Source organism: Massilia sp. TWR1-2-2 (assembly GCF_049897565.1).
Lineage (GTDB): Bacteria > Pseudomonadota > Gammaproteobacteria > Burkholderiales > Burkholderiaceae_D > JAFCUW01.
The window spans coordinates 24,827-50,244 of sequence record NZ_JAFCWM010000012.1 but is presented as its reverse complement, the minus strand read 5'-3'; the positions used below and the strand labels follow the sequence as shown (position 1 = coordinate 50,244).

At 64.9% G+C, this 25,418-nt stretch carries 19 protein-coding genes; 10 read left to right on the top strand and 9 right to left on the bottom strand.

The features are described from left to right. Positions 1–90 precede the first annotated feature (90 nt). The 6 genes from ACP7DD_RS13100 to ACP7DD_RS13075 all read right to left on the bottom strand — a co-directional run bounded on the left by ACP7DD_RS13100 (position 91) and on the right by ACP7DD_RS13075 (position 6,830). The gene (locus ACP7DD_RS13100) at positions 91–795 is read right to left on the bottom strand and encodes an ABC transporter ATP-binding protein (protein ID WP_426175259.1); all 705 of its coding nucleotides are present in this window, start codon (positions 793–795) and stop codon (positions 91–93) included. Then, positions 792–1,532: an ABC transporter ATP-binding protein gene (locus ACP7DD_RS13095; protein ID WP_426175258.1), complete on the bottom strand. Its 741-nt coding sequence runs from the start codon at positions 1,530–1,532 to the stop codon at positions 792–794. The genes ACP7DD_RS13100 and ACP7DD_RS13095 overlap by 4 nt, the downstream gene beginning before the upstream one ends. Continuing rightward, on the bottom strand, positions 1,529–2,800 hold the full coding sequence (locus ACP7DD_RS13090) for a branched-chain amino acid ABC transporter permease (RefSeq protein ID WP_426175257.1): 1,272 nt from the start codon (positions 2,798–2,800) through the stop codon (positions 1,529–1,531). Before ACP7DD_RS13090 ends, ACP7DD_RS13095 begins: the two co-directional genes overlap by 4 nt. After that, positions 2,797–3,741, bottom strand: coding sequence for a branched-chain amino acid ABC transporter permease (locus ACP7DD_RS13085; RefSeq protein ID WP_426175256.1), 945 nt, complete (start codon positions 3,739–3,741; stop codon positions 2,797–2,799). The genes ACP7DD_RS13090 and ACP7DD_RS13085 overlap by 4 nt, the downstream gene beginning before the upstream one ends. A gap of 132 nt (positions 3,742–3,873) precedes the next feature. Then, positions 3,874–5,118: a branched-chain amino acid ABC transporter substrate-binding protein gene (locus tag ACP7DD_RS13080; RefSeq protein ID WP_426175255.1), complete on the bottom strand. Its 1,245-nt coding sequence runs from the start codon at positions 5,116–5,118 to the stop codon at positions 3,874–3,876. Positions 5,119–5,177: 59 nt separating this feature from the next. Further along, positions 5,178–6,830 carry a 3-(methylthio)propionyl-CoA ligase gene (locus ACP7DD_RS13075; RefSeq protein ID WP_426175254.1) on the bottom strand — a complete coding sequence of 551 codons (1,653 nt, stop codon included), beginning with the start codon at positions 6,828–6,830 and terminating at the stop codon, positions 5,178–5,180. Positions 6,831–7,011: 181 nt separating this feature from the next. On the opposite strand from ACP7DD_RS13075, the gene ACP7DD_RS13070 reads away from it, so the two are divergent. From ACP7DD_RS13070 to ACP7DD_RS13045, 6 genes are all read left to right on the top strand, one after another. After that, the gene (locus ACP7DD_RS13070; protein ID WP_426175253.1) at positions 7,012–8,520 is read left to right on the top strand and encodes a protein adenylyltransferase SelO; all 1,509 of its coding nucleotides are present in this window, start codon (positions 7,012–7,014) and stop codon (positions 8,518–8,520) included. A gap of 19 nt (positions 8,521–8,539) precedes the next feature. Further along, positions 8,540–8,935, top strand: a complete 396-nt coding sequence (gene msrB, locus ACP7DD_RS13065) for a peptide-methionine (R)-S-oxide reductase MsrB (protein ID WP_426175252.1) — start codon at positions 8,540–8,542, stop codon at positions 8,933–8,935. Positions 8,936–8,944: 9 nt separating this feature from the next. Further along, complete coding sequence (locus tag ACP7DD_RS13060) at positions 8,945–9,577, top strand: septation protein A (RefSeq protein WP_426175251.1); 633 nt, start codon at positions 8,945–8,947, stop codon at positions 9,575–9,577. Continuing rightward, the gene (locus tag ACP7DD_RS13055; protein ID WP_426175250.1) at positions 9,574–9,849 is read left to right on the top strand and encodes a BolA family protein; all 276 of its coding nucleotides are present in this window, start codon (positions 9,574–9,576) and stop codon (positions 9,847–9,849) included. The genes ACP7DD_RS13060 and ACP7DD_RS13055 overlap by 4 nt, the downstream gene beginning before the upstream one ends. Positions 9,850–9,957: 108 nt before the next feature. Continuing rightward, a complete protein-coding gene (locus tag ACP7DD_RS13050) occupies positions 9,958–10,737 on the top strand; it encodes a peptidylprolyl isomerase (protein WP_426175249.1) in 780 nt (259 codons plus the stop codon). 69 nt (positions 10,738–10,806) lie between these two features. Beyond that, a complete protein-coding gene (locus ACP7DD_RS13045; protein WP_426175248.1) occupies positions 10,807–11,574 on the top strand; it encodes a peptidylprolyl isomerase in 768 nt (255 codons plus the stop codon). A gap of 176 nt (positions 11,575–11,750) precedes the next feature. On the opposite strand, the gene purL is transcribed toward ACP7DD_RS13045, so the two are convergent. Further along, a complete protein-coding gene (purL, locus tag ACP7DD_RS13040; RefSeq protein WP_426175247.1) occupies positions 11,751–15,776 on the bottom strand; it encodes a phosphoribosylformylglycinamidine synthase in 4,026 nt (1,341 codons plus the stop codon). 276 nt (positions 15,777–16,052) lie between these two features. Between purL and ACP7DD_RS13035 the strand changes: the two genes are divergently transcribed. Then, positions 16,053–17,681: a response regulator gene (locus tag ACP7DD_RS13035; RefSeq protein WP_426175246.1), complete on the top strand. Its 1,629-nt coding sequence runs from the start codon at positions 16,053–16,055 to the stop codon at positions 17,679–17,681. Between the two features lie 34 nt (positions 17,682–17,715). Here ACP7DD_RS13035 and ACP7DD_RS13030 read toward each other — a convergent pair whose 3' ends face one another. Beyond that, entirely contained in the window at positions 17,716–21,312 is a 3,597-nt protein-coding gene (locus ACP7DD_RS13030; protein ID WP_426175245.1) for a hydantoinase B/oxoprolinase family protein, read from the bottom strand. 117 nt (positions 21,313–21,429) lie between these two features. On the opposite strand from ACP7DD_RS13030, the gene ACP7DD_RS13025 reads away from it, so the two are divergent. After that, entirely contained in the window at positions 21,430–22,950 is a 1,521-nt protein-coding gene (locus ACP7DD_RS13025) for an NAD(P)H-hydrate dehydratase (protein WP_426175244.1), read from the top strand. Here the strand turns inward: ACP7DD_RS13025 and ACP7DD_RS13020 are convergent. Beyond that, positions 22,922–23,638, bottom strand: a complete 717-nt coding sequence (locus tag ACP7DD_RS13020; protein ID WP_099788569.1) for an ABC transporter ATP-binding protein — start codon at positions 23,636–23,638, stop codon at positions 22,922–22,924. The genes ACP7DD_RS13025 and ACP7DD_RS13020 overlap by 29 nt on opposite strands. Between ACP7DD_RS13020 and ACP7DD_RS13015 the strand changes: the two genes are divergently transcribed. Together ACP7DD_RS13015 and mnmH are read left to right on the top strand one after the other, a co-directional pair. Then, positions 23,637–24,263: an arylesterase gene (locus ACP7DD_RS13015; RefSeq protein WP_426175243.1), complete on the top strand. Its 627-nt coding sequence runs from the start codon at positions 23,637–23,639 to the stop codon at positions 24,261–24,263. The genes ACP7DD_RS13020 and ACP7DD_RS13015 overlap by 2 nt on opposite strands. Next, a complete protein-coding gene (gene mnmH / locus ACP7DD_RS13010; RefSeq protein ID WP_426175242.1) occupies positions 24,260–25,330 on the top strand; it encodes a tRNA 2-selenouridine(34) synthase MnmH in 1,071 nt (356 codons plus the stop codon). Before ACP7DD_RS13015 ends, mnmH begins: the two co-directional genes overlap by 4 nt. Positions 25,331–25,418 lie beyond the last annotated feature (88 nt).

Genomic DNA, 25,418 nt, shown 5'->3' with positions numbered 1-25,418 from the left:
TTGTTAGTTAGACCAGCAATTCTCTACTATATCCCATAATAGTACGGTCGTTTTATTTTTCTGCCGTTTGCCGAACGACGAATTTGCGGCTCAGACCTCGAGCCACTCCTTGCGTACGTTGGCATTGCCGCGCAGCTGCTCTGGCGTGCCCTCGAACACGATCGCGCCGTGCCCCATCACATACACGCGCGCCGAAATATCGAGCGCGATCGCCAGCTTCTGTTCCACCAGCAGCACCGACACGCCCTTCTCCTTCAGCGCCAAGAGGTACTCGGCCACCAGCGCGACGATCTTCGGCGCCAGTCCCTCGGTCGGCTCGTCGATCATGATCAGGTCCGGGTCGCCCATCAGGCTGCGGCACAAGGTCAGCATCTGCTGCTCGCCGCCGGACAGCACGCCGGCCGCCACCGCACGCCGCTCTTCGAGCCGCGGAAACATGCGGTACATGTCGGCCAGCGACCAGCGCCCGCCGCCGCCGGCCTTCTTCTGGCCGAGCACCAGGTTCTGTTCGACCGTCAGGGTAGGAAATATATCGCGATTTTCCGGCACGTAGGCGACGCCCTTGTGCGCGATCTGGAACGCTTTCAGCCCCAGCAGCTCGGCGCCCCGGAAGCGCACCGAGCCGGCGGCGCTGACCTGCCCCATCACTGCCTTGACCAGGGTCGAGCGGCCGACGCCATTGCGGCCCAGCAAGCTGACGATCTCGCCTTCGCCCACGCGCAGGTCAACCCCGTGCAGGATGTGGCTCTTGCCGTAAAACGCCTGCAGTTTGCTGATTTGAAGAATGTCGGTCATGCGTGTCCCAGGTAGGCTGCCTGCACATCGGCGTTGGCGCGGATGTTGGCGGGCGTGTCGAAGGCGATCATCTCGCCGTACACCAGCACCGCGATCTTGTCGGCCAGCCCGAACACCACGCTCATGTCGTGCTCGACCATCAGCAGCGTCTTGCCGACCGTTACCTTGCGGATCAGCTCGACCGCGGCGTCCGATTCCGAGCGGCTCATGCCGGCCGTCGGTTCGTCGAGCAGGATGACATCGGCGCCGCCGGCGATGGTGATGCCGATCTCGAGCGCGCGCTGCTCGGCATACGTCAGCACGCCGGCGGGCACGTCGCGCTGGCGCTGCAGTCCGATTTCTTCCAGCACCTGCTGGGCGCGCGCGTGGGCATCGCGCAGGCTGCCGAGGCGCTGCCAGAACGAATATTTGTAGCCGAGCGACCACAACGCGGCGCAGCGCAGGTTTTCGTAGACCGACAGTTTTTCGAACAGATTGCTGATCTGAAAACTGCGCGCCAGTCCGAGCCGGTTGATCTCGAACGGGCGCAAGCCGGCCACGCTGCGTCCGTGCAGCAAAATGTCGCCGCTGGTGATGCCGAAGCGGCCCGACACCAGGTTGAACAGCGTCGACTTGCCGGCGCCGTTGGGCCCGATAATGGCGCAGCGCTCGCCCTTCGCCACGGTCAAGGTGGTGCCGCGAATGATTTCCGATTTGCCGAAACTCTTGCGGACGTCTTGCAGTTCGAGTGCGTTCATGCGCCGCCTCCCTTGATCTTGGCGACAATTTCGGCGTTGACGTCGTTCCACACCGCGCCGTACGCAGGCTGCGTCTGCCGATAGCCGAACCACGACAGCGCCATCAGGGCCGCCGCCATCAGCCACGGCAGCGCCGAACGGGTGTCGACCTGCACGCCGAACAACTTGGTGACGCTGCCGTTGGCCGAGCCCAGGGTCATGTGATACAGCAGCTCGATGGCGATGACCAGGCCGAACAGGCCGACCAGGGTCACGGCGGATACCGCCAGCAGCGGCTTCCAGATGCGGCCAAACTTGCCGAACTTGGCCACCCGCAGCAGCAGCATCAGCAGGCTCGACAGCCCGGCCGGGGCGAAGCGCACCAGTGCGACGAAGAACAAGCCAAGGTACAGCTGCCAGGCGGCAGTAAAATCCGACAGCATTACCGAGAAGAAGATGCCGACGATCGCGCCCAGCAATGGCCCGAAGAAGAAGCCGATGCCGCCGATGAAGACAAACAGCAAGATCGCGCCGGAGCGGATGGCGCTGACGTTTTCGGCGGTGACGATCTCGAAGTTGATTGCCGACAGCGCGCCCGAAATGCCGGCAAAGAATGCCGACAGGATCAAGGTCAGGTAACGCACCCATTGCGTGTCGTAGCCGATGAACTCGACTCGTTCCGGGTTGTCGCGCACCGCGTTGAGCATGCGCCCGAGCGGCGTCTGCGTGAAGGCGAACATGGCGATGGTGCTGATGAACAGCCACAATGCGATCAGGTAGTACACCTGGATCTGCGGGCCGTAGGTGACGCCCATGAAGGCCTGGCCGCTGACCCGGTTGGTCGTCACGCCGCCTTCGCCGCCGAAAAAGCCGGGGAACATCAGCGAGCTGGCAAACACCAGTTCAACCAGACCAAGCGTAATCATGGCGAAGGTGGTGCCGGACTTCTTGGTGGTGACGTAGCCGAACAGCACGCCGAAGGCCATTCCGGCCATGCCGCCGACCAGTGGAATCAACGTGGTCGGTACGTGCAGGCCGGTCTGGTTCATCGTGTGGATGGCGAAAAACGCGCCCAGGCCCGAATACACCGCGTGGCCGAACGACAGCATGCCGCCCTGCCCGAGCAGCATGTTGTACGACAGGCCGAAGATCATGATGGTGCCGATCTGCGACAGGATCGACAGCGACGCGCCCTTGGCGAAGATCATCGGCGCGACCAGCAAGATCAGCGCGAAGCAGGTCCAGACGAGCCAGCGGGCCAGGTTGACGGGTTTGAAAGTGAGCATCATTCGCGCGTTCCCATCAGCCCTTTCGGCCGGAAAATGAGGATCAGCACCAGCAGCAGGAACGGCAGGATCGCCGCGCTTTGCGCGATGGTGACCTTCAGCACGCTGTAGCCCGGCGTGTCCGGTCCGATGCTGGCGCCGGCCCAGTTGAGCAAGCTCATGAACGAATAGTCGAGCGCGACGGCGAACGTCTGCAGTACGCCGATCAGGATCGAGGCGACGAAGGCGCCGGCGAGCGAGCCCATGCCGCCGACGACGACGACGACGAAAATGATCGAGCCGACGGTGGCGGCCATGCCCGGCTCAGTGACGAAGGCGTTGCCGCCGATCACACCGGCCAGGCCTGCCAGCGCGCAGCCGCCGCCGAACACCCACATGAAGATGCGCGGCACGTTGTGGCCGAGCGCTTCGGCAGCGTCAGGATGAGTCAGCGCCGCCTGGATGACCAGGCCGATGCGGGTGCGCGTGAGCACCAGCCAGATCGCGGCCAGCATCGACAACGCGACCAGCATCATGAAGCCGCGGTACATCGGGAAGCTGGTGGCAAACAGCGTGAAGAGGGGCCGGTCGAGTTCTTGCGGGATCGGATACGGCACCGCGGCGCGGCCCCAGACCAGCTGTACCAGTTCGACCATCAGGTAGGACAGGCCGAAGGTAAACAGCAGTTCGGGAATGTGGCCGTATTTGTGCAGCGGGCGCAGGCCGTAGCGCTCGACTATCGCGCCGGCCAGGCCGACGACCAGGGGCGCTAGCACCAGGGCCGGCCAGAAGCCGAGCTGGGTGCTGATGGTGTAGGCGATATACGCCCCCAGCATGTAGAAACTGGCGTGCGCAAAATTGAGCACGCCCATCATGCTGAAGATCAGCGTCAGGCCGGACGAGAGCATGAACAGCAGCAGTCCGTAACTGACGCCATTCAGCAGGGTGAACAGCGTAAATTCCATGGGCTCTTTGTGCGATAAATGAGGGAGGACATGCCTGTCCCGTTAGCCGTAGCGCCGTCATTTTCCGCCAGTGGCGGGGATGACGGTTTGACGGCCAACTTGAAATAAAACGAGGTAGACCGTTCGAGCGGCTTACGCCCCTGGCCGCTTCATCTGGCACGACGTCGGCTGCCCGGCCATGTAGGCATCGATCTTCTTGTCCATCTTCCAGCCGTAGCCCGTGTTCTCCTGGTCGTACCTGACGGTTTTTCCGTCGACCTTGGCCCAGGTGCCGATGTACAGCGCCTGCTGCAGCTGGTGGTCGGCCTTGTTCATCGTCACTTCACCGTTCAGGCTGTTGAACTTGGCCCCTTCCATCGCGAACGCCACTTTCACCGGATCGGGCGACTTGGCCAGCTTGATCGCCTGCGCCAGCATGCCGATGCCGCTGTGCGTCTGCGCGGCGTAGTAGTCGTCGTTGTACTTCTTCTTGAAGCCGTCGACGATTTCCTTGCCCTTGAATGTTTCGTTGTTGATCAGCCAGTTGCCGACGACCTTGACGCGGTCGGCGCCGGCCGCGCCCATCGCCGTCGGCACGCCGGTCGTCACGCCATAGTAAGTGTAGAAATTGGCTTTCAGGTCGGCATCCTTGGCGGCGCGGATCAGCAGCGCCAGGTCGGCGCCCCAGTTGCCGGTGATGACGGTGTCGGCGCCGGAGGCCTTGATCTTGGCAATGTACGGCGAGAAGTCTTTCACTTGCGCGATCGGGTGCAGGTCGTCGCCGGCAATCTTGATATCCGGGCGCTTGCGCTTGAGGTATTCCTTTGCCGCGCGCGAGACGGCATGGCCGAAGGCGTAGTTCTGGCCGATGATGTAGACGCTCTTGATGTCCTTGTTCGGCGCCATGTAGCTCGTCAGCGCTTCCATCTTCATGTCCGAGTTGGCGTCGAAGCGGAAGTGCCAGAAGCTGCACTTGCTGTTGGTCATGTCCGGATCGATGGCGGCGTAATTGAGGAACACCACTTCCTTGCCCGGATTGCGTTCGTTGTGCTTGTTGACGGCATCGAGCAGCGCCAGGCCGACGCCCGATCCGTTGCCCTGCGTGATGTAGCGGTAGCCCTGGTCGATCGCCGCCTTGAGTTGGGTCAGCGATTCCTGCGGGCTGGCCTTGTTGTCGAAGCCGACCACTTCAATCTTGTGCTCGCCGGCCCACTTTTCCTTGTTAGCGATCTCTGCAATCGACTGGAAACTATGCAACTGGTTCGTCCCGACCGGCGCGAACGGGCCCGACAGCGGGTCAATGAAAGCGATCCTGACGGTGTCGGCATGCGCCGCGAACGGCGCGGCAAGCAAGGCGAACGAAACTGCGGCGGCCAGGGGGCGAATGTGCATGCTCATGTGTCTCCATCCTTCATTGTAGTTTTAGTGGTGTGGGTACGTCGGGTGCAACAAAAGGCTTAAGCGGTGGGCAGCTTGTACTCCTTGAACTGTTCGCGCAGCTTGTTCTTCTGGATCTTTCCGGTGGCGCCCATCGGCAGCGCCTCGATGAAAGCGACGTCGTCGGGCATCCAGAACTTCGCGATCTTTCCTTCGAAAAATGCCAGCAGTTCTTCGCGCGTGACGTCCATGCCCGCACGCTTGATCACCAGCAGCAGCGGGCGCTCGTCCCATTTCGGATGGGCGATGCCGATGCAGGCCGCCTGCAGCACGGCCGGGTGCGCCATCGCGATGTTCTCCAGGTCGATGGTGCCGATCCACTCGCCGCCGGACTTGATGACGTCCTTGCTGCGGTCGGTGATCTGCATGTAGCCGTCGCCATCGATAGTGGCCACGTCGCCGGTCGGGAACCAGCCGTCCAGCAGCACGTCGCCGCCTTCGTTCTTGAAGTAGCTCGAGATGATCCACGGCCCCTTCACCAGCAGGTGGCCGTATATGGCGCCGTCCCACGGCAGTTCGACGCCGTCGTCGTTGACGATCTTCATGTCGACGCCGTAGATCGCGTGGCCCTGCTTCTGCAGTATCTTGCGCTGCTCGTCCTTCGGCAGCGCCAGGTGCTTGGCCTGCAAGCCGCCGGCGGTGCCGAGCGGCGACATCTCGGTCATGCCCCAGGCGTGGATCACCTGCACGCCGAGCTTGTCGATCAGTGTGTCCATCATCGCCGGCGGGCAAGCCGAGCCGCCGATGACGGTGCGCTTGAAAGTCGAGAACTCGAGATTGTTCTGCAGGACGTGGTTGATCAGGCCGAGCCACACGGTCGGCACGCCCGCCGAGAACGTCACCCCTTCGGTTTCGAACAGGTCATACAGCGACTTGCCGTCGAGCGCCGCGCCGGGAAACACCATCTTGGCGCCGGACAGCAGCACCGAGTACGGCAGACCCCACGCGTTGACGTGGAACATCGGCACCACGGGCAGCACGGTGTCGGCGGCCGACACGTTCAGCGCGTTCGGCATCGCCGAGCCGTACGCGTGCAGTACGGTCGAGCGGTGCGAATACAGCGCGCCTTTCGGGTTGCCGGTGGTGCCCGACGTGTAGCACAGCGACGCGGCCGAGTTCTCGTCGAACACCGGCCACTCGTAGTCGTCCGAATTGCTGGCGATCAGGTCTTCGTAGCACAGCAGGTTGGCGATCTTCGTTTCCTGCGGCATGCGGTCGCGGTCGGCCATCAGCACGAACGCCTTGACCGTCTTGCAATGGGCGGCGACCGCCTCGATCAGCGGCAGGAACGTCAGGTCGAAGAACAGGTACTGGTCTTCGGCGTGGTTGGCGATGTAGGCGATCTGCTCGGGATGCAGGCGCGGATTGACTGTATGCAGCACCGCGCCTGAGCCCGATACGGCGTAATACACTTCCATGTGGCGATAGCCGTTCCAGGCCAGGGTGGCGACGCGGTCGCCCATCTGCACGCCGAGGCCCTTGAGCGCGTGCGCCATGCGGCGGGCGCGCTGGTGGCAGTCGCGGTAGGTGTAGCGGTGAAGGTCGCCTTCGATGCGGCGCGAAACGATTTCCACATGGCCATAGTGGCGTGCGGCGAACTCGATGATGCTGGAAACGAGCAACGGCTGGCTCATCATTTGCCCCATGACGGGACTGTGTGGGTAGGACGTCATCTACTCTCCTGTGTACATCGCGGCAATGGAACCTCAGATTCGCACGACCGTGCTAAACCGGTCAATACTTTTCGATTGTGCAACGCACCAAGCGACCCCGCAACAGCGTTTAGGACCGTTACAGCCGGTTACCTAATATGTCGGGCGTGCGGGCATGCATAAACTGGACGGCCACGTTAAAATGACATCATCGCCTTCGCCACCACAACTTCGACTGGACACTGCCATTTCCGCTGACGACCTGCCGCTGGGCAACTCTTTCGCCGCCCTGCCCCCCGCGTTCTATACGCGTCTGATGCCGACGCCATTGCCGGCGCCGTACTTTGTCGCCGCTAGCGCCAAGGCGGCCGCGCTGGTCGGGCTCGACCCGGCCATGCTCGCCAGCCATGACTACGTCGAGCTGCTGTCGGGCAACCGCGTCGCCGCCAGTTCGCAGCCGCTGTCGGCGGTGTATTCCGGCCACCAGTTCGGCGTCTGGGCCGGCCAGCTCGGCGACGGCCGCGCCATCCTCATCGGCGAACTGAACGGCAGCGCCGGACCGATGGAGCTGCAGCTCAAGGGCGCCGGCCTGACGCCATATTCGCGCATGGGCGACGGGCGCGCCGTGCTGCGCTCGTCGATCCGCGAATACCTGTGCTCCGAAGCGATGGCCGCGCTCGGCATCCCGACCACCCGCGCGCTGGCCCTCATCGGCTCGGAACAGGGCGTGATGCGCGAAACGGTCGAAACGTCGGCGGTGGTCACGCGCATGGCGCCCAGCTTCGTGCGCTTCGGCTCGTTCGAACACTGGTTTTACCGCGACAAGCCGGAAGAACTGAAGGCGCTGGCCGACTACGTCCTCCACACGTTCTACCCGGAACTGACCGCCGAGCCGAACCCGTACACCGCGCTGCTGGCCGAAGTGTCGCGCCGCACCGCGCGCATGATCGCGCACTGGCAGGCAGTCGGCTTCATGCATGGCGTGATGAACACCGACAACATGTCGATCCTCGGCCTGACGCTCGATTACGGCCCGTTCGGCTTCATGGAAGCGTTCGACCCGAACCACATCTGCAACCACACCGACCAGCAGGGCCGCTACTCGTACGCCAATCAGCCGCAGGTGGGGCACTGGAATTGCTACGCGCTCGGCCAGGCGCTGCTGCCGCTGATCGGCGACGTCGACGACGCCCAGCAGGCGCTGGCCGTCTACGAGCCCGAATTCGCTCGCGCGCTCGATTACCACCTGCACGCCAAGCTCGGCCTGGCGACCGGCCGCGACGACGACCGCGCGCTGTTCGACGGCATGTTCGCGGTGATGGCGGCCGACCACGTCGACTTCACCCGGTTTTTCCGCGCCCTCGCCAACCTCGCGGCCGATTCCGACGCGCCGGCGACCGAATTGCGCGACATGTTCATCGACCGCGAGTCGTTCGACGACTGGGCCGCGCAATACCGCCTTCGCCTGCGCGCCGAGAACAGCGTCGACGCCGAACGCAAGGCCGCGATGGACGCCGTCAACCCCAAGTACGTGCTGCGCAACTACCTGGCGCAGGTCGCCATCGACAAGGCGCAGCAAAAAGACTATACCGAGATCGCCCGCCTGCTCGCCGTGCTCGAGCGCCCTTTCGACGAACAGCCCGACAACCAATCGTACGCCGCGCTGCCGCCCGACTGGGCCAGCCACCTCGAAGTAAGCTGCTCATCATAAACAACGCTTGAAAGACACCATGACCGACAAAGTAACCAAGACGGACGCCGAATGGCGCGACATGCTCGACCCGATGGAGTACCAGGTCACGCGCCACGCCGCCACCGAACGCGCCTTTACCGGCAAGTTCTGGGATCACCACGAAAAGGGCATCTACACCTGCGTGTGCTGCAACACGGCGCTGTTCGAGTCGGACGCCAAGTTCGATTCCGGCTGCGGCTGGCCGAGCTACTTCAAGGCGCTCGACCCGGCCAATGTGATTGAAAAGACCGACCGCACGCATGGTATGCTGCGCACCGAGATCATCTGTGCAGTCTGCGACGCCCACCTCGGACATGTGTTTCCCGATGGCCCGCCGCCGACCGGCCTGCGCTATTGCATCAACTCGGCGTCCCTGCGCTTCGACCCACTTTAATCGGCCACCATGAAATTTCTGTTCGACCTGTTTCCCGTCATCCTGTTTTTCGCCGTCTTCAAGTGGGGCGAAGCGAACCAGGGAACGGCGCACGCGCTGGCGACGCAGTACCTCAGCGGCCTGATCGCCGGCGGCGCGGTGCTGGCCAGCCAGGCGCCGATCATTCTGGCTACCGTGGTCGGCATCATCGCCACGGTGCTGCAGATCGGCTACCTGCTGGCGCGCGGGCGCAAGGTCGACGGCATGCTGTGGATGTCGCTGGGGGTGATCGTCGTGATGGGCGGCGCCACCATCTACTTCCACGACGACAATTTCATCAAGTGGAAGCCGACCATCCTGTACTGGGCCTTTGCCGCGGCGCTGCTGGTGAGCCAGCTGTTCATGCGCAAGAACCTGATGCGCAAGCTGATGGAAGAGAACATCAAGCTGCCTGACCATGTGTGGGACAAGCTCGGCCTGGCCTGGGCCGCATTCTTCTTCGCCATGGGCGTGCTGAACCTGTTCGTCGCCTTCGTCGTCTACAAGGACAACACCAGCGCCTGGGTCAGCTTCAAGCTGTTCGGCTTTACCGCCCTGTTCTTCGTCTTCATCCTCGGCCAGGGCGTCATGCTGTCGAAGTACATCGACGAGGAAAAGGCATGAGCGCCCACGGCCGTCCGGAGCGGATCCGCGCGCTGCTGGAAGCGGCATTGCAGCCGAGCGTGCTCGAGCTGACCGACGAGTCGCATCTGCATGCCGGCCACGCCGGCGCGGCCTCCGGCGGCGGCCACTACCGCCTGAGGATCGTCGCTCGACAGTTCGAAGGTCTGAGGCTCGTCATGCGACATCGACTCGTGTATGATTCCGTGCACGATATGATGCACACTGAAATCCATGCCCTTGCCATCACTGCTTTGGCGCCGTCAGAACTGTGAAAACAGGCGCATGTTTCAGCGATTCTTAAGAAATCTGTTTGACAATGCGTTAGCGCATAGTAAAAAATCGATCTATCTGTCCAAGCAACTTTCCAACAGGAATTAATAATGACCTTTAAGCCAGCCCGCTTGCTGTTAGCACTCCTTGCCGTTGCCGCTATCCCGGCCTACGCGCAAAACCTCGCCGTTGTAAATGGTAAGGCCATCCCGTCTTCGCGCGCCGACGCTGTCGTCAAGCAAGTTGTCGCCCAGGGCCAGCAGCCGGACTCGCCGCAGCTGCGCGAAGCGGTCAAGAAAGACCTGATCGTGCGCGAAGTGATGATGCAGGAAGCGCTCAAGGCTGGCTTCGAGAAAGATGCGACCGTCAAGTCGCAAATGGAAAACGCCCACCAGACCATCGTCATCAACGCGCTGGTGCGTGACTACATGACCAAGAACCCGATCAAGGATGCCGACATCAAGGCCGAATACGATCGCTACAAGGCGCAGGCCGGCGACAAGGAATACCATGTCCGCCACATCCTGGTCGGCACCGATGCCGAAGCGAAAGCAGTCATCGCCAAGCTCAAAGGCGGCGCCAAGTTCGAAGAGCTGGCCAAGACGTCGAAAGACACCGGCACCGCGGCCAACGGCGGCGACCTCGACTGGGCATCGCCTAATTCGTTCCCGAAAGTGTTCAGCGACGCGTTTGTCGGCCTGCAAAAAGGTGCGGTCACCGAGACCGCCGTGCAAACCCCGAACGGCTTCCACATCATCAAGCTCGACGACACCCGTCCTGCCAAGATCCCGGCCATGGAAGAAGTAAAAGGCCAGATCGAAGAAGCGCTGGCGCAGAAGAAGCTGCAGGCGTACCAGGAAGCGATGCTCAAGAAAGCCACCGTCAAGTAAACCCAGCACCACCGGCGCCTGCGGGCGCCGGCATCGCCGTCGTGAGACGCGAATTTTTAGAGGAAACGCATGAAACCAGCCAGCCTGTTGTTAGCCATGACCTTCGTTGCCGCGCCGGTGTTTGCGCAGAACGTCGCCACCGTCAACGGCAAAGCCATCCCATCGGCCAAGGTCGACCAGATCGTCAAGCAAGTCGTTGCCCAAGGCAAGCAGACCGATTCGCCGCAACTGCGCGAAGCGATCAAGAAAGACCTGATCAGCCGCGAGGTGCTGATCCAGGAAGCCGACAAGCAGGGTTACGGTACCCGTCCTGAAGTCAAGACCCAGCTCGAGAACGCGCGCCAGAGCATCATCATCAACGCGATGCTGGCCGACTACGTCAAGAAGAACCCGGTCAAGGACACCGAAATCAAGGCCGAGTACGACAAGTACAAGTCGCAGGTCGGCGACAAGGAATACCACGCACGCCATATCCTGGTTGCCACCGAAGATGAAGCGAAGGCCATCATCGCCAAGCTGAAAGCCGGCGGCAAGTTCGAAGAGCTGGCCAAGCAGTCGAAAGACGGTTCGGCTGCCAATGGCGGCGACCTGGACTGGGCAAGCGCTGCTTCCTACGTGCCTGAGTTCTCGAAGGCGATGGTCGCACTGAACAAGGGCCAGATCACCGAGACCCCGGTCAAGACCCAGTTCGGCTACCACGTCATCAAGCTGGAAGACACCCGCGCGGCAAAGATTCCGCCGCTCGACGAAGTCAAGGCGCAGGTTTCCGAATCGCTGCAGCAGCGCAAGCTGCAGGCGTACCGCGAAGAACTGATGAAGAAGGCCAAGGTCCAGTAAGCCGGACCCTGCCACAAGGAAAAGCGCTTCGGTTTCGAAGCGCTTTTTTTACGCCTGGACCGTCGTCCTCCACTCGCAATATCCCTGACCGACACGTCTCACGGCCGCGCAATCAGGAGCATCAAACGACGTCGAAGTGACCAGCCGCCAGGCGGCCAATCACGTTTGCGGTCAGCTTACCCCACGAACTTGCGCGCATTGCGGAACATGCGCATCCAAGGCGAATCCTCGCCCCACGCCTGCGGGTGCCAAGACTGCTGCACCGAGCGGAATACGCGCTCGGCGTGCGGCATCATCACCGAGAAGCGCCCGTCGGCGGTCGTCACAGCGGTCAGTCCCTGCGGCGAACCGTTCGGGTTGAACGGATACGCCTCGGTCGCCTCCCCGCGGTTGTCGACGAAGCGCAGCGAACGAATCACCTCGGCGCTGTCGCCGGTCTGCGAGAAGTCGGCGTAACCTTCGCCGTGGGCGATCGCGATGGCCGTCTTGGTACCGGCCATCCCGGCGAAGAAGATCGACGGCGAATCGAGCACCTCGACCATGCCGAAACGCGCTTCGAACTGCTCCGATTTATTGCGCGTGAACTTCGGCCACGCATGCGCGCCCGGGATGATCGACTTCAGGTTGCTCATCATCTGGCAGCCGTTGCACACGCCCAGGCCGAACGTGTCGGCGCGGTTGAAGAAGCGCGCGAACTGCTCTGCCAGCAGGTTGTTGAACAGGATCGTCTTGGCCCAGCCCTCGCCGGCGCCGAGCACGTCACCGTACGAGAAGCCGCCGACCGCGATCACGCCCCGGAAGTCGTCGAGCTTGACGCGCCCGGCGATCAGGTCGCTCATGTGCACGTCGACCGCGGCAAAGCCGGCCTGGTGCATTACGTACGCCGTCTCGATGTGCGAATTGACGCCCTGCTCGCGCAGGATCGCCACGCGCGGCCGCGCACCAGTGCCGATGAAAGGCGCCGCCACGTTCTCGTTCGGATCGAACGTCAGCACCGGCGAGATGCCGGGATCGGTGACGTCGAGCAGGCGGTCGTATTCGGCGTCGGCGCAGGCCGGGTTGTCGCGCAGGCGCGCGATGCGCCAGCTGGTCTCGCTCCACAGGCGGTGCAACGCGCTGCGCTGCTCGCTGTAGATGGTCCTGGCGTCGCGCGTGAACTCGATCACGCCGCGCTCATTGAGTTTGCCGATGATATGGCTGCACGCGCCCAGCTGGTACTGGCGCAGCACGTTCATCACGGCGCTCTTGTCGTCGGCGCGCACCTGGATCACGGCGCCCAGTTCTTCGGCGAACAGCGCGCGCAAGGTCAGTTCATTGCGGCGCTCGGCCACCTGGCCGGCCCAGTTCTTGGCGTCACCCCAGTCGGCGGCGTGCTCCCCTTCCATCGCCAGGATGTCGAGGTTGACGGTGACGCCGGTGCGCCCGGCAAACGCCATCTCGCACAAGGTCGCGTACAGGCCGCCATCGGAGCGGTCGTGGTAGGCCAGCAGCTTGCCGTCGGCGTTCAACTGCTGGATCGCGGCGAACAAGCCTTTCAGATCGTCCGCGCTGTCGACGTCCGGCACCTCGTTACCCAGCTGCTGCGTCACCTGCGCCAGCGCCGAGGCGCCGAGGCGGTTCTTGCCGCGTCCGAGGTCGACCAGGATCATCACGGATTCGCCCGCGTCGGCGCGCAGCTGCGGCGTCAGCGTGCGGCGCACGTCGGCCACCGGCGCGAACGCCGAGACGATCAGCGACACTGGCGACACCACCGCCTTGCCGGCCTCGCCGTCATTCCATGTCGTGCGCATCGACAGCGAATCCTTGCCGACCGGGATGCTGATGCCCAGCGCCGGGCACAGCTCCATGCCGACCGCCTTGACGGTGTCGAACAGCGCCGCGTCCTGGCCTGGCTGGCCGCAGGCGGCCATCCAGTTGGCCGACAGCTTGATGTCCGAGATGTCCTTGATGGCGGCGGCGGCGATGTTGGTGATCGCCTCGCCCACGGCCATCCGGCCCGACGCCGCGGCGTTGATCACCGCCAGCGGCGTGCGCTCGCCCATCGCCATCGCTTCGCCGAGGTAGCCTTCGAAGCTCATCGCGGTGACGGCGACATCGGCCACCGGCACCTGCCACGGACCGACCATCTGGTCGCGCATGGTCATGCCGCCGACGCTGCGGTCGCCGATCGTGATCAGGAACGACTTGTCGGCGACCGCCGGCAGCAGCAGCACGCGGCAAGCGACGTCAGTCAGTTCGAGGCCGGTCAGCTCGACCGCAGGGAAAGCCTGCTGCACGTGATGCACGTCGCGCTGCATTTTGGGCGGTTTGCCGAGCAGGACGTCCATCGGCATGTCGACCGGGTTGTTGCCGCCCTGCGGATCGACCAGCTTGAGCTGGCGCTCCTCGGTGGCGACACCGACCGGCGCGTACAGGCAGCGTTCGCGCTCGCACAGGGCGGCGAACAGCGGCAGGTCCTGCGGCGCGATCGCCAGTACATAGCGCTCCTGCGACTCGTTGCTCCAGATTTCCTTCGGCGCCAGGCCGCTCTCTTCCAGCGGCACACGGCGCAGGTCGAAGATCGCGCCGCGCTTGGCGTCGTTGACGATTTCCGGGAACGCGTTCGACAGGCCGCCGGCGCCGACGTCGTGGATCGAGATGATCGGATTGTCCGCACCCATCTGCCAGCACGCGTTGATCACTTCCTGCGCGCGCCGCTCCATCTCCGGATTGCCGCGCTGGACCGAGTCGAAGTCCAGGTCGGCGGTGTTGGCGCCGGTCGCCATCGACGAGGCGGCGCTGCCGCCCATGCCGATGCGCATGCCGGGACCGCCCAGCTGGATCAGCAGGCTGCCGACCGGGATGTCGTTCTTGTGCGTGTGCTGGTCGGCGATGCTGCCGATGCCGCCGGCGATCATGATCGGCTTGTGGTAGCCGAACACGGTGTCGCCGATATTCTGTTCATACGTGCGGAAGTAGCCGCCCAGTACAGGACGGCCGAATTCGTTCGAAAACGCGGCGCCGCCTAACGGGCCGTCGATCATGATCTGCAGCGGCGAGGCGATGCGCTCCGGCTTGCCGTAGGCGCCGGAAGGCAGCCGCTGGGCGAACGGCGCGGTGACGCTGGCGGCGTTTTCCCAAGCGCGCTCAAAGCCCGGAATCATCAGGTTCGACACGGTGAAACCGGTCAGGCCAGCCTTCGGCTTGGCGCCGCGGCCGGTCGCTCCCTCGTCGCGGATCTCGCCGCCGGCGCCGGTCGAGGCACCCTGGAACGGCGAAATCGCGGTCGGGTGATTGTGCGTCTCGACCTTCATCAGCGTGTGCGTCAGTTCGGTCGAGGCGGCGTATTCGTGGCCGGCGCCGCGCGGATAGAAGCGCATCACGGCGGCCCCTTCCATGATCGACGAATTGTCGCTGTAGGCGACAATCGTTCCCTTGGGCTGCAGCTGGTGGGTGTTCTTGATCATCTGGAACAGCGACTTGCCCTGCGTCTCGCCGTCGATGACCCAGTCGGCGTTGAAGATCTTGTGGCGGCAATGTTCACTGTTCGCCTGCGCGAACATCATCAGTTCGACGTCGGTCGGATTGCGCCTGGCGCGCGTAAACGCTTCGAGCAGGTAGTCGATCTCGTCGTCGGACAAGGCCAGTCCAAGATCGCTGTTGGCAAACTCCAGCGCCGCCCTGCCTTCGCCCAGCAGGTCGACCGATTCGAGCGGCTTGGCGTCGAGCTCCTGGAACAGCTGCGCGGCCTGATCGGCGTTGCGCAGCACCGACTCGGTCATGCGGTCGTGCAGCAGCGCCGCTACCGCCTGCAGTTCACTGGCGGTCAGCTTCTTCGCCGCGCCGATGCCGGTGCCGAGGATCCCGCCTTTGAGCCCGATGGCGTAGGCGATGCCGCGCTCGATGCGGTGCACATGCGCCATGCCACAGTTGTGGGCGATGTCGGTTGCCTTCGAGGCCCACGGCGAAATGGTGCCGAAGCGCGGGATGACGAAGAACTCCTCCACGGCGGCGCCGGCCGCGGCGACCTGCGCCGGCTCGCCGTAGGTGAGCATCGCCTCGATGCGATTGGTGTCGTCGGCCGACAGCGGCGCGCTCGAATCGATGAAGTGGACGAAGCGCGCCTGGACCGCGGCCACGTGCGGGGCGGCTGACTGCAGTTGGCCCAGCAGGCGTTGGCTACGAAATGCGGACAGGGCGTTTGAACCCGGCAGAATCAACATGGTTGGGATATAAGGTTGATGCAGCGTGGCTGCGGGTTAAAGGTAGAGGCGGCAAAGGTGATGAGTGAGGCATGTTTACCAGGCCGCTATTATACCGCGTTGCACCATGAGGGCGGGCCGACCGCGCCAGCTGCTCATCGCTATTGCGTGGTAGATGAACAATAGCGTATCGTCCGGTTTCAAGACTTTCCGGCATCCGCCGTAAATAGTAGGGCAAGCACGCAAAGCGACGAGACAAACCACCCCGGCCCGGCCGGCACACCAGAGTAAAGCCCGATGCAAGAAAATAGCAATCTGACAGTGCTGGTCGTCGATCCCAACCCCGGGATGCGGGGCAGCCTGCAAAACATGTTGAACCAGGCAGGCATCAGCAAGATCGATTACGTGGTCAGCTCCGGCACGGCCATCAAGCAGCTGGCCAAGAAATCGTACGACATCATCCTGTGCGAGTACGACCTTGGCAGCGCCTCGGACGACGGCCAGGACGGCCAGCAGCTGCTCGAAGACCTGCGCCACCACAAGCTGATTGGCCTGCTGACCATCTTCATCATGATCACCTCGGAAGGCGTCTACAGCAAAGTGGTCAGCGCGGCCGAACTGACGCCGACCGGCTACATCCTCAAGCCGTTCACGGTCGACATGCTCAGTGCCCGCATCATGCGCGCCATCGAGCGCCGCCGCGCCTTCCTGCCCGCTTACCAGCTGATCGGCCAGGGCAACCTGCGCGAAGCGATCAAGGCCTGCGTGGCTGCCGGCGCCGAACATCCGCCATACGCGCTGGACTTCGCGCGCCTGCGCGCCGAGCTGCACGTGAGCCTGAACGAGCTGGCACAGGCCGAGACGCTGTATTCGGAAGTGCTGGCGGTCAAGCCGATCGGCTGGGCCGGACTTGGCCTGGCGCGCACGCTGTTTGCCCAGGAGCGCGTGGCTGAAGCCGAATCGCTGCTGGTCAGGCTGGTGTCCGACAACCCGAAGCAGATGGCGGCCTACGACTTGCTGGCGCGCTGCCACGTGCACAATGGCTCGCCCGTCAGCGCCCAGCGCATCCTCGAGGACGCGGTCGCCATTTCGCCGCACATGGTGCGCCGCCTGCGCAAACTGGGCGAAGTCGCGCTCGAAGCAGGCGACGCCGCCGCTGCCGAAAAATCGTTCAAACAGGTCGTTGCCAAGGCCAGGTACTCCGAGTTCCGCGACCCCGAAGACCATGTCAACCTGGTCAAGGCGCTGATCAAGAAGGGCGACGCGGTGCAGGCCGGTGGCGTGATCCGCGACCTCGAAAAGTCCTTGCGCGGCAATCCGAACCTCGACGCGTGCAAGGCGATATCGACGGCACTGCTGCACGAATCGGCCGGCAACAGCGCCGGTGCGGCGGACCAACTCAATGCCGCGGTGGTGGCGATGCGAACCAGCCCGGCGTTGTCGGCCAACCTGCGCATCGGCCTGGCGCGCAGCTGCCTGACCAACAGGATGGACAAGGAAGCGTCGGAAGTGATGCTGTCGGCGATGAACGACGGCGCCAGCGGCGTCTCGATGCAGCAGGCGATCAGCGTGTTCGTCAAGGCCGGCCGGCCCGACCTGGCCGACGGCATCGGCGCCCACCTGAAGGCGCAAGCGCAGGAATTGCTCAACATTGCCGACGAAAAGACCGGCATGGGCGACTTCAAGGGAGCGGTGCAGACGTTGCTCGAGGCGCGCCGCATGGCGCCGGGGAACCTGGCGGTGATGGTCGCGGCGGCCAAAGGGATGCTGCGCCAGCTCGGCCAATTGGGATGGGACCACGCGCTGGCCGAACAATTCGCCGGCGTTATCGACACTATCCGCACGCTTGACGCCGCCCATGGGTCGCTGCTGCCGCTCAATGACGACTACATCAACGCCAAGCGCAAGTACGGTATCTCTGCCTGACAGTAAAACGCAGCCTGGGGCATGGCTCGACGCGCTAGCGACCGTAGCCGCCGCCTCCGGGCGTCTCGATGACGAACACGTCGCCGGCGCCCATCTCCACTTTGCCGATATGCGCCAGCGTCAAGGCGCTGCCGTCGGCGCGCTCGACGCGGTTCTTGCCCAGCGCGCCAGGACTGCCGCCGGCCATCCCGAACGGCGCATGGATCCGGTTGTTCGACAGGATCGCCGCCGTCATCGGCTCCAGGAAGCGCACCTTGCGCACCCCGCCGTTGCCGCCGTGCCAGCGCCCCGCCCCGCCCGAGCCGTGCCGGATCTCGTACGACTCGAGCCGCACCGGGAAGCGGAATTCGAGGATCTCGGGATCGGTCAGGCGCGAATTGGTCATGTTGGTCTGCACCACATCGGTGCCGTCGAAGCCTTCGCCGGCGCCCGAGCCACCCGAAATGGTCTCGTAATACTGGCACCTGGCGTTCCCGAAGGTGAAGTTGTTCATCGTCCCCTGCGCCGCGGCCATCACGCCAAGTGCCCCGTACAGCGCATTGGTGATGCATGTCGACGTCTCGACATTGCCCGACACAACCGAGGCCGGATAGCGCGGCTTGAGCATCGAACCGGGCGCAATGATCACCCGCAGCGGCTTGAGGCAGCCGGCGTTGAGCGGGATCTCGTCGTCGACCAGCGTGCGAAACACGTACAGAACCGCCGCCATGCACACCGCCGACGGCGCGTTGAAGTTGTTCGGCAGTTGCGCCGAGGTGCCGGTAAAGTCGATTTCCGCGCTGCGCGTGGCCTGGTCGACCCGGATCGCCACCTCGATGCGCGCGCCGTTGTCGAGCTCGAGTCGGAAGTGGCCGTCCTTGAGCGCGGTGATCACGCGCCGCACCGCTTCCTCGGCGTTGTCCTGCACGTGCCCCATGTACGCGCGCACCACGTCGAGACCGAAATGGGCCACCATCTTGCGCAGTTCTTCGACGCCCTTCTGGTTGGCCGCCACCTGCGCGCGCAGGTCCGCCATGTTCTGGTCGGGGTTGCGCGCCGGATAGCGCGCGCCGGCCAGCAAGGCGCGCGCCTCGCTGTCGCGCAGCAGGCCGTCGACCCCGTCGACCAGCTTGAAGTTATTGATCAAGACGCCTTCCTGCTCGATGGATTCGGAATCGGGCGGCATCGATCCGGGCGTGGTGCCACCGATATCGGCATGGTGCCCGCGCGAGCCGACATAGAACAGGATGGTCTCGCCTGCTTCGTCGAATACCGGCGAAATGACCGTGACGTCGGGCAGGTGCGTGCCGCCGTTGTACGGATCGTTGAGCATGAAGACGTCGCCCGATCGCATCGCGCCGGCATTCTCGCGCATCACCGTCTTGATGCTCTCGCCCGTCGAGCCCAGGTGCACCGGCATGTGCGGCGCGTTGGCGATCAGGTTGCCGTCGGCGTCGAACAGCGCGCAGCTGAAGTCGAGCCGCTCCTTGATGTTGACCGAACAGGCGGTGTTTTGCAGCCGCAGCCCCATCTGCTCGGCGATCGACATGAACAGGTTGTTGAAGATCTCCAGCATCACCGGGTCGGCGCTGGTGCCGATCGCGCGCCGTTGCGGCAGCGCCTCGACCCGCCGCATCACCAGGTGGTTGTACGGCGTAACCTCGGCCTGCCAGCCAGGTTCCACCACCGTCGTCGCATTGTCCTCGGCGATGATGGCCGGTCCGCCGATCACGTCGCCGATGCGCAGGTCGGCGCGCCGGTACAGCGCGGTGGCTTGCCACGCGTCGCCGCCGAACATGCGCACCGTGTCGACCGGCGCCAGAGCGCCATTGCGCGGGGCCTGCGCGGGCATGGCTTCCTGCGGCGCGCCGGAAGCGCCGATCGCCTCCACCGAGACCGCCTCCACCACCAGCGCCTTGGCCGGCATCAGAAACGAGAAGCGCTTCTTGTAGGCCGCCTCGAACTGGCGCGTCATGCCGTCCGGTTCGTCGAACAGCACGATGATGGCCGAGTCGGTGCCTTCATAGCGCAGATGCACCCGCCGTACCAGCGCGATGCGCTGCGCGCCGACGCCTTGCGCGAGCAGTTCGTCGCGCACGCCGTCGCCGAGTTCGTCGAGCCGCTGCGCCAGCAATTGCGCTCCGGCGTCGGCCAGTTTCAGTTCCACCGCCGCTTCGCGCATTGCCGCCTGGTCGGCCAGGCCCATGCCGTAGGCCGACATGACGCCGGCCAGCGTATGCACGAACACCGTCTTCATGCCCAGCGCGTCGGCCACCAGGCAGGCGTGCTGGCCGCCGGCGCCGCCGAAGCTGGTCAGCGTGTAGTCGGTGACGTCGTGCCCACGCTGCACCGAAATCTGCTTGATCGCATTTGCCATGTTGCCGACTGCGATTCGGATGAAGCCTTCAGCCACCTGCTCGGGCGCCGGCGTGGCGCCGGTCGCCGCGCCGATGTCGCGCGCCATCTCGGCGAACCTGGCAGCGACGATGTCGCGGTCGAGCGCCTGCCGGCCGTCCGCGCCGAACAGGTGCGGAAAATACGCCGGCTGGATTTTTCCCAGCATCAGATTGCAGTCGGTGACCGCCAGCGGCCCGCCTCGACGATAGCTGGCCGGCCCGGGATTGGCGCCGGCGCTGTCGGGCCCCACCCGATACCGGCTGCCATCGAAGTGCAGGATCGAGCCGCCGCCGGCGGCAACCGTATGGATGCTCATCATCGGCGCGCGCATGCGCACACCTGCCACCTGCGTCTCGAACACGCGTTCGAATTCGCCCGAAAAATGCGATACGTCGGTCGAGGTGCCGCCCATGTCGAAGCCGATCACGCGGTCGAAACCGGCCAGCTGGCTGGCCCGCACCATGCCGACGATGCCGCCGGCAGGTCCCGACAGGATGCTGTCCTTGCCCTGGAACGCGCGCGCATCGGTCAGGCCGCCGTTCGACTGCATGAACTGCAGGTTCACGCCCGGCATCTGGCTGGCCACCTGGTCGACGTAGCGGCGCAGGATCGGCGACAGGTAAGCGTCTACCACGGTGGTGTCGCCGCGCGCGACCAGCTTCATCATCGGGCTGACCCGGTGCGATACCGATATCTGCGTGAAGCCGATGTCGGCGGCGATGCGCGCCGCTGCCGCCTCGTGCTCGGTGTAGCGGTAGCCGTGCATGAAGACGATGGCGAGCGAGCGCAGGCCCTGGTCGTACAGCGCCTGCAGCGCGGCGCGCGTGGCCGCTTCGTCGAGCCGGCGCAGCACGTCGCCATGGGCGCCCACGCGCTCGTCGACTTCAATCACATCTGAATACAGCAGCTCGGGCAGCACGATGTGGCGGTCGAACAGGCGCGGGCGGTTCTGGTAGGCGATGCGCAAGGCGTCGCGAAAGCCGCGCGTGATGGCCAGCGCGGTCGCCTCGCCCTTGCGCTCGAGCAGCGCGTTGGTGGCCACGGTGGTGCCCATCTTCACCGCCTCGATGCGCGCCACCGGGATCGCCGCATCGGCGCCGAGGCCCAGCAGGTGGCGGATGCCGGCCACCGCGGCGTCGCGGTAGCGCTCCGGATCGTCCGACAGCAGCTTGTGGGTGGCAAGCAGGCCGTCCGGCCGGCGCGCGACGATGTCGGTAAATGTGCCGCCGCGATCAATCCAGAACTGCCAGTCCATGCCCGCTCCTCGCTCTTTTTTATGCTCCCTGACGTATTGTATTCGCCCCCGAGGCAAAAATTAGCGAAAATGCACAGTCACCGGCGCAAAAATGCTCCGGTCAACCCGGGAGACTCGATGAAGACTTTATATACGGTGGCGCAGATTCGCGCGATCGAACACGCCGTCTCCGCCACGCTCGAACCGGCCGCGCTGATGCAGCGCGCCGGCCACGCCGCCGCCAATGTCGCGCTGGCGCTGCTGGCGGGCCTGGCCAACCGCAGCGTGCTGCTGCTGGCCGGCCCCGGCAACAACGGCGGCGACGCGCTGGAGGCTGCCGCCAACCTGGCCCATGCCAGCGCCGGCGTCGATGTCGCGGTGATCCACCTGCCGGGCGCGCAAGCGGCGTCGCCGGAAACCGCGGCCGCCCTCGCCCACGCCGCCGAAACCCAGGTGCGCTTTCTCGGCGCGCTGCCCGACCTCGAGCCGGGCCTGGTCATCGACGGCCTGTTCGGCATTGGCCTGGCGCGTGCGCTCGACGGCCCCGCCCGCGCGCTCGTGGAAGCTGTCAACGCGCTGGGCTGGCGCGTGCTGTCGCTCGATGTGCCAAGCGGGCTCGATGCCGACAGCGGCGCCGTCGTCGGCCCGGACGGCGTGGCCATCCACGCCGCCCGCACCCTCACCTTCATCGGCGACAAGCCAGGCCTGCATACCTTCGAGGGCAGCGACCATGCCGGCGCCGTGCAGGTCGATGCGCTGGCGATCGGCGACGTCCACTTCCCGCCCGCGCACGCGCAACTGAACGAACCGGCGCTGTTCGCGCGCTGCCTCAAACGGCGCCTCCGCAGTTCGCACAAGGGCAGCTTTGGCGACGTTGCCATCGTCGGCGGCGCGCACGGCATGGCCGGAGCGCCGATGCTGTCGGCGCGCGGCGCACTGTTTGCCGGCGCCGGCCGCGTGCTGGTGGCCGCGCTCGACCCCGGCCCCGCCTTCGACAGCGTGCAGCCAGAAATCATGTTCCGCGACGCCGCCGACTTTCCCGTCGGCGAAGGCACGCTGGTGATCGGTCCCGGCATGGGCGGCTCGGCGCGCGCGATGGAGCTGCTGGCCAAGGCCCTGGCCGGCGACGCCGCACTGGTCATCGACGCCGATGCGCTGAACCTGATCGCCGCCAGCGTCGACCTGCGCGAGCGCGTATCCGCGCGCTCGGCGCCCACCGTGCTCACGCCGCATCCGCTGGAAGCTGCGCGCCTGCTCGGCGTGACGGTGGCCGAAGTCCAGCGCGACCGGCTCGGCTGCGCCCGCGCGCTGGCGGCCAGCCTTCAGGCGATCGTCGTGCTCAAGGGCGCCGGCAGCGTCATCGCCGCCTTTGACGTCGCGACGGTCGTCAACGCCACCGGCAACCCGGGCCTGGCCACGGCCGGCACCGGCGACGTGCTGGCCGGGATCTGCGGCAGCCTGCTGGCGCAAGGATGGCCGGCGCGCGAGGCGGCGCTGGGCGCCGTGTGGATCCATGGCGCCGCTGCCGACCGCCTGGTCGAACAGGGTATCGGCCCGATCGGCATGGTCGCCGGCGAACTGCCCGCGGCGGCGCGCGCGGTGCTCAATGAACTGGTCGCTGCAAGCGCGGTCAGACCAAACGGCCGGCCGCAATCGTGATGGTGCGCCCGCAGCGCGCCGCGATCGACGTGTCGTGCGTGACCAGCACCAGGGTCGAGCCGCGTTCGCGATTGAGTTCGAACATCAGCTGGATGACCGCTTCGCCGGTGGCCGCATCGAGGCTGCCGGTTGGCTCGTCGGCAAACAGCAGCGGCGGCTCGGTGACGAAGGCGCGCGCCAGCGCCACCCGCTGCTGCTCGCCGCCCGATAAGAATTTAGGATAATGCTTGAGCCGGCTGTCGAGGCCGACACGGCCCAGCATCGCGGTGGCCTTGGCGCGCGCGTCCGCCTCGCCGCGCAATTCGAGCGGCAGCATGACGTTTTCCAGCGCGTTCAGGTGCGCCAGCAGTTGGAACGATTGGAACACGAAGCCCAGCTTGGCCATCCGCAGCCGTGCCCGGCCATCCTCGTCTAGCGCGAAAATGTCGACGCCGTCGAGGATCACGGTGCCGGTCGATGGGTTGTCGAGTCCGGCCAGCAGGCCGAGCAAGGTCGACTTGCCGGAACCGGACGCACCCACGATCGCGAGCGTCTCAGCCGGTTGCACTGTAAAATCGACGCTGTGCAAGATGGTCAGTTCGCCGCTGGCGTCGGCTACCTTCTTCGATAGCTGGCGAACTTCGATCGCCGCCGGCTTGCCGGCTTGTTCGTTAACATAACTTTTGGATGCTTCCTGGATGTCACGCATGCTTGCTTTTCTCACTAGATGGATGCTCGGCGCGGTGCTGTTGCTGTCCGCGGCGCTCGCCCATTCTGCACCAAAAACGGTGCTTGTGCTCGGCGACAGCCTGTCGGCCGAATATGGCCTGACCCGCGGCAGCGGGTGGGTCGCGCTGCTCGAACAAAAACTCAGGGCCGAGAAGGTCGACGCCCGCATCGTCAACGTCAGCATCAGCGGCGAAACGACCAGCGGCGGGCGCACCCGCCTGCCGGCACTGCTGACCCAGCACAAGCCGGCGCTGGTGGTCATCGAGCTTGGCGCCAACGACGGCCTGCGCGGCCTGCCGGTCGCCGCCGCCGACGCCAACCTGCGCGCGATGGTCGACATGGCGCGCAAGAACGACGCGCAGGTGCTGCTGGTGGGCATGCGCATGCCGCCCAATTACGGCCGCGATTACACCGAACGCTTCTTTAGTATGTACAACACCATCTCGACGCAGATGAAGGCGCCGCTGGTGCCGTTCATGCTCGAAGGCGTGGCCGAAAAGCCGGCGCTGTTCCAGGCCGACCGCCTGCACCCGACCGCCCAGGCCCATCCGGTCATCCTTGCCAACATCTGGCCGAAGATCCTGCCGCTGGTCAAATCCCGATGAAGTACCCGGCCATCCAGAGTTTCGCCGACGTCCTGCCGGTGCTGGGCGAGTTCGACGCCATCATCGACGTGCGCAGCGAATCCGAGTTCGCGCTCGACCATATTCCCGGCGCCATCAATTGCCCGGTGCTCAACGACGACGAGCGCATCCGCGTCGGCACCATGTATGCACAGGTCAATTCGTTCGAAGCGAAGAAAGTCGGCGCCGCCCTCGTCTCGCGCAACATCGCCCGCCACATCGAAGAACTGTGGATCGGCAAGCGGCGCGACTGGAAACCGCTGATCTACTGCTGGCGCGGCGGCAACCGCAGCGGCGCCATGGCGCACGTGCTGGCCCGCATCGGCTGGCCTGCCATCCAGCTCGACGGCGGCTACAAGGCCTACCGCGCCCACGTCAGCGAGGATCTGGCGGTGCCGCCGCGGCTCGCCTTCAAGGTCATCTGCGGCACCACCGGCAGCGGCAAGAGCCGCCTGCTCGAGGTGCTCGACTCGATCGGCGCCCAGGTGCTCGACCTCGAGCAGCTGGCCGCGCACCGCGGCTCGGTATTGGGCAACCTTCCGAGCCAGCCGCAGCCGTCGCAGAAAATGTTCGAAACGGTGGTGTGGGAAAAGCTGCGCCATTTCGGTTCGTCGCGGCCCGTGTTCGTCGAGTCCGAAAGCAAAAAGGTCGGCAACCTGCGCGTGCCCGACGCACTGATGGAGCAGATGCGCCTGTCGCCGTGCATTTCGCTGGCCTTGTCGCGGCCGAACCGGGTACGCCTGCTGATGGAGGACTATCGCCACTTCACGACCGACCCGGCGTTGCTGAACACGCAGCTCGAGTGCCTGGTCAAGCTGCACGGGCGTGACCAGATCACGGCCTGGCACGACATGGCCAACGACGGCCGCATGCCGCAACTGGTCGATGAACTGCTGTTGAACCACTACGATCCGGCCTATACCAGGTCGATCGACCGCAACTTCACGCTGTTCGGCGATGCCGAGGTGCTCGAGTTGCCCGACATCGGCAACGACGATTTCCTCGCCGCCGCGCACTTCCTGCACGCGGCAAACCCCGTCGCCGAATAGGCCCTTGGAAATATGCACCGTCATTCATACGAATGGATTTCTTGCGTGCGCGAGGAGTCGGCGCTGCCAATGGCAGGGCCGACGGCGT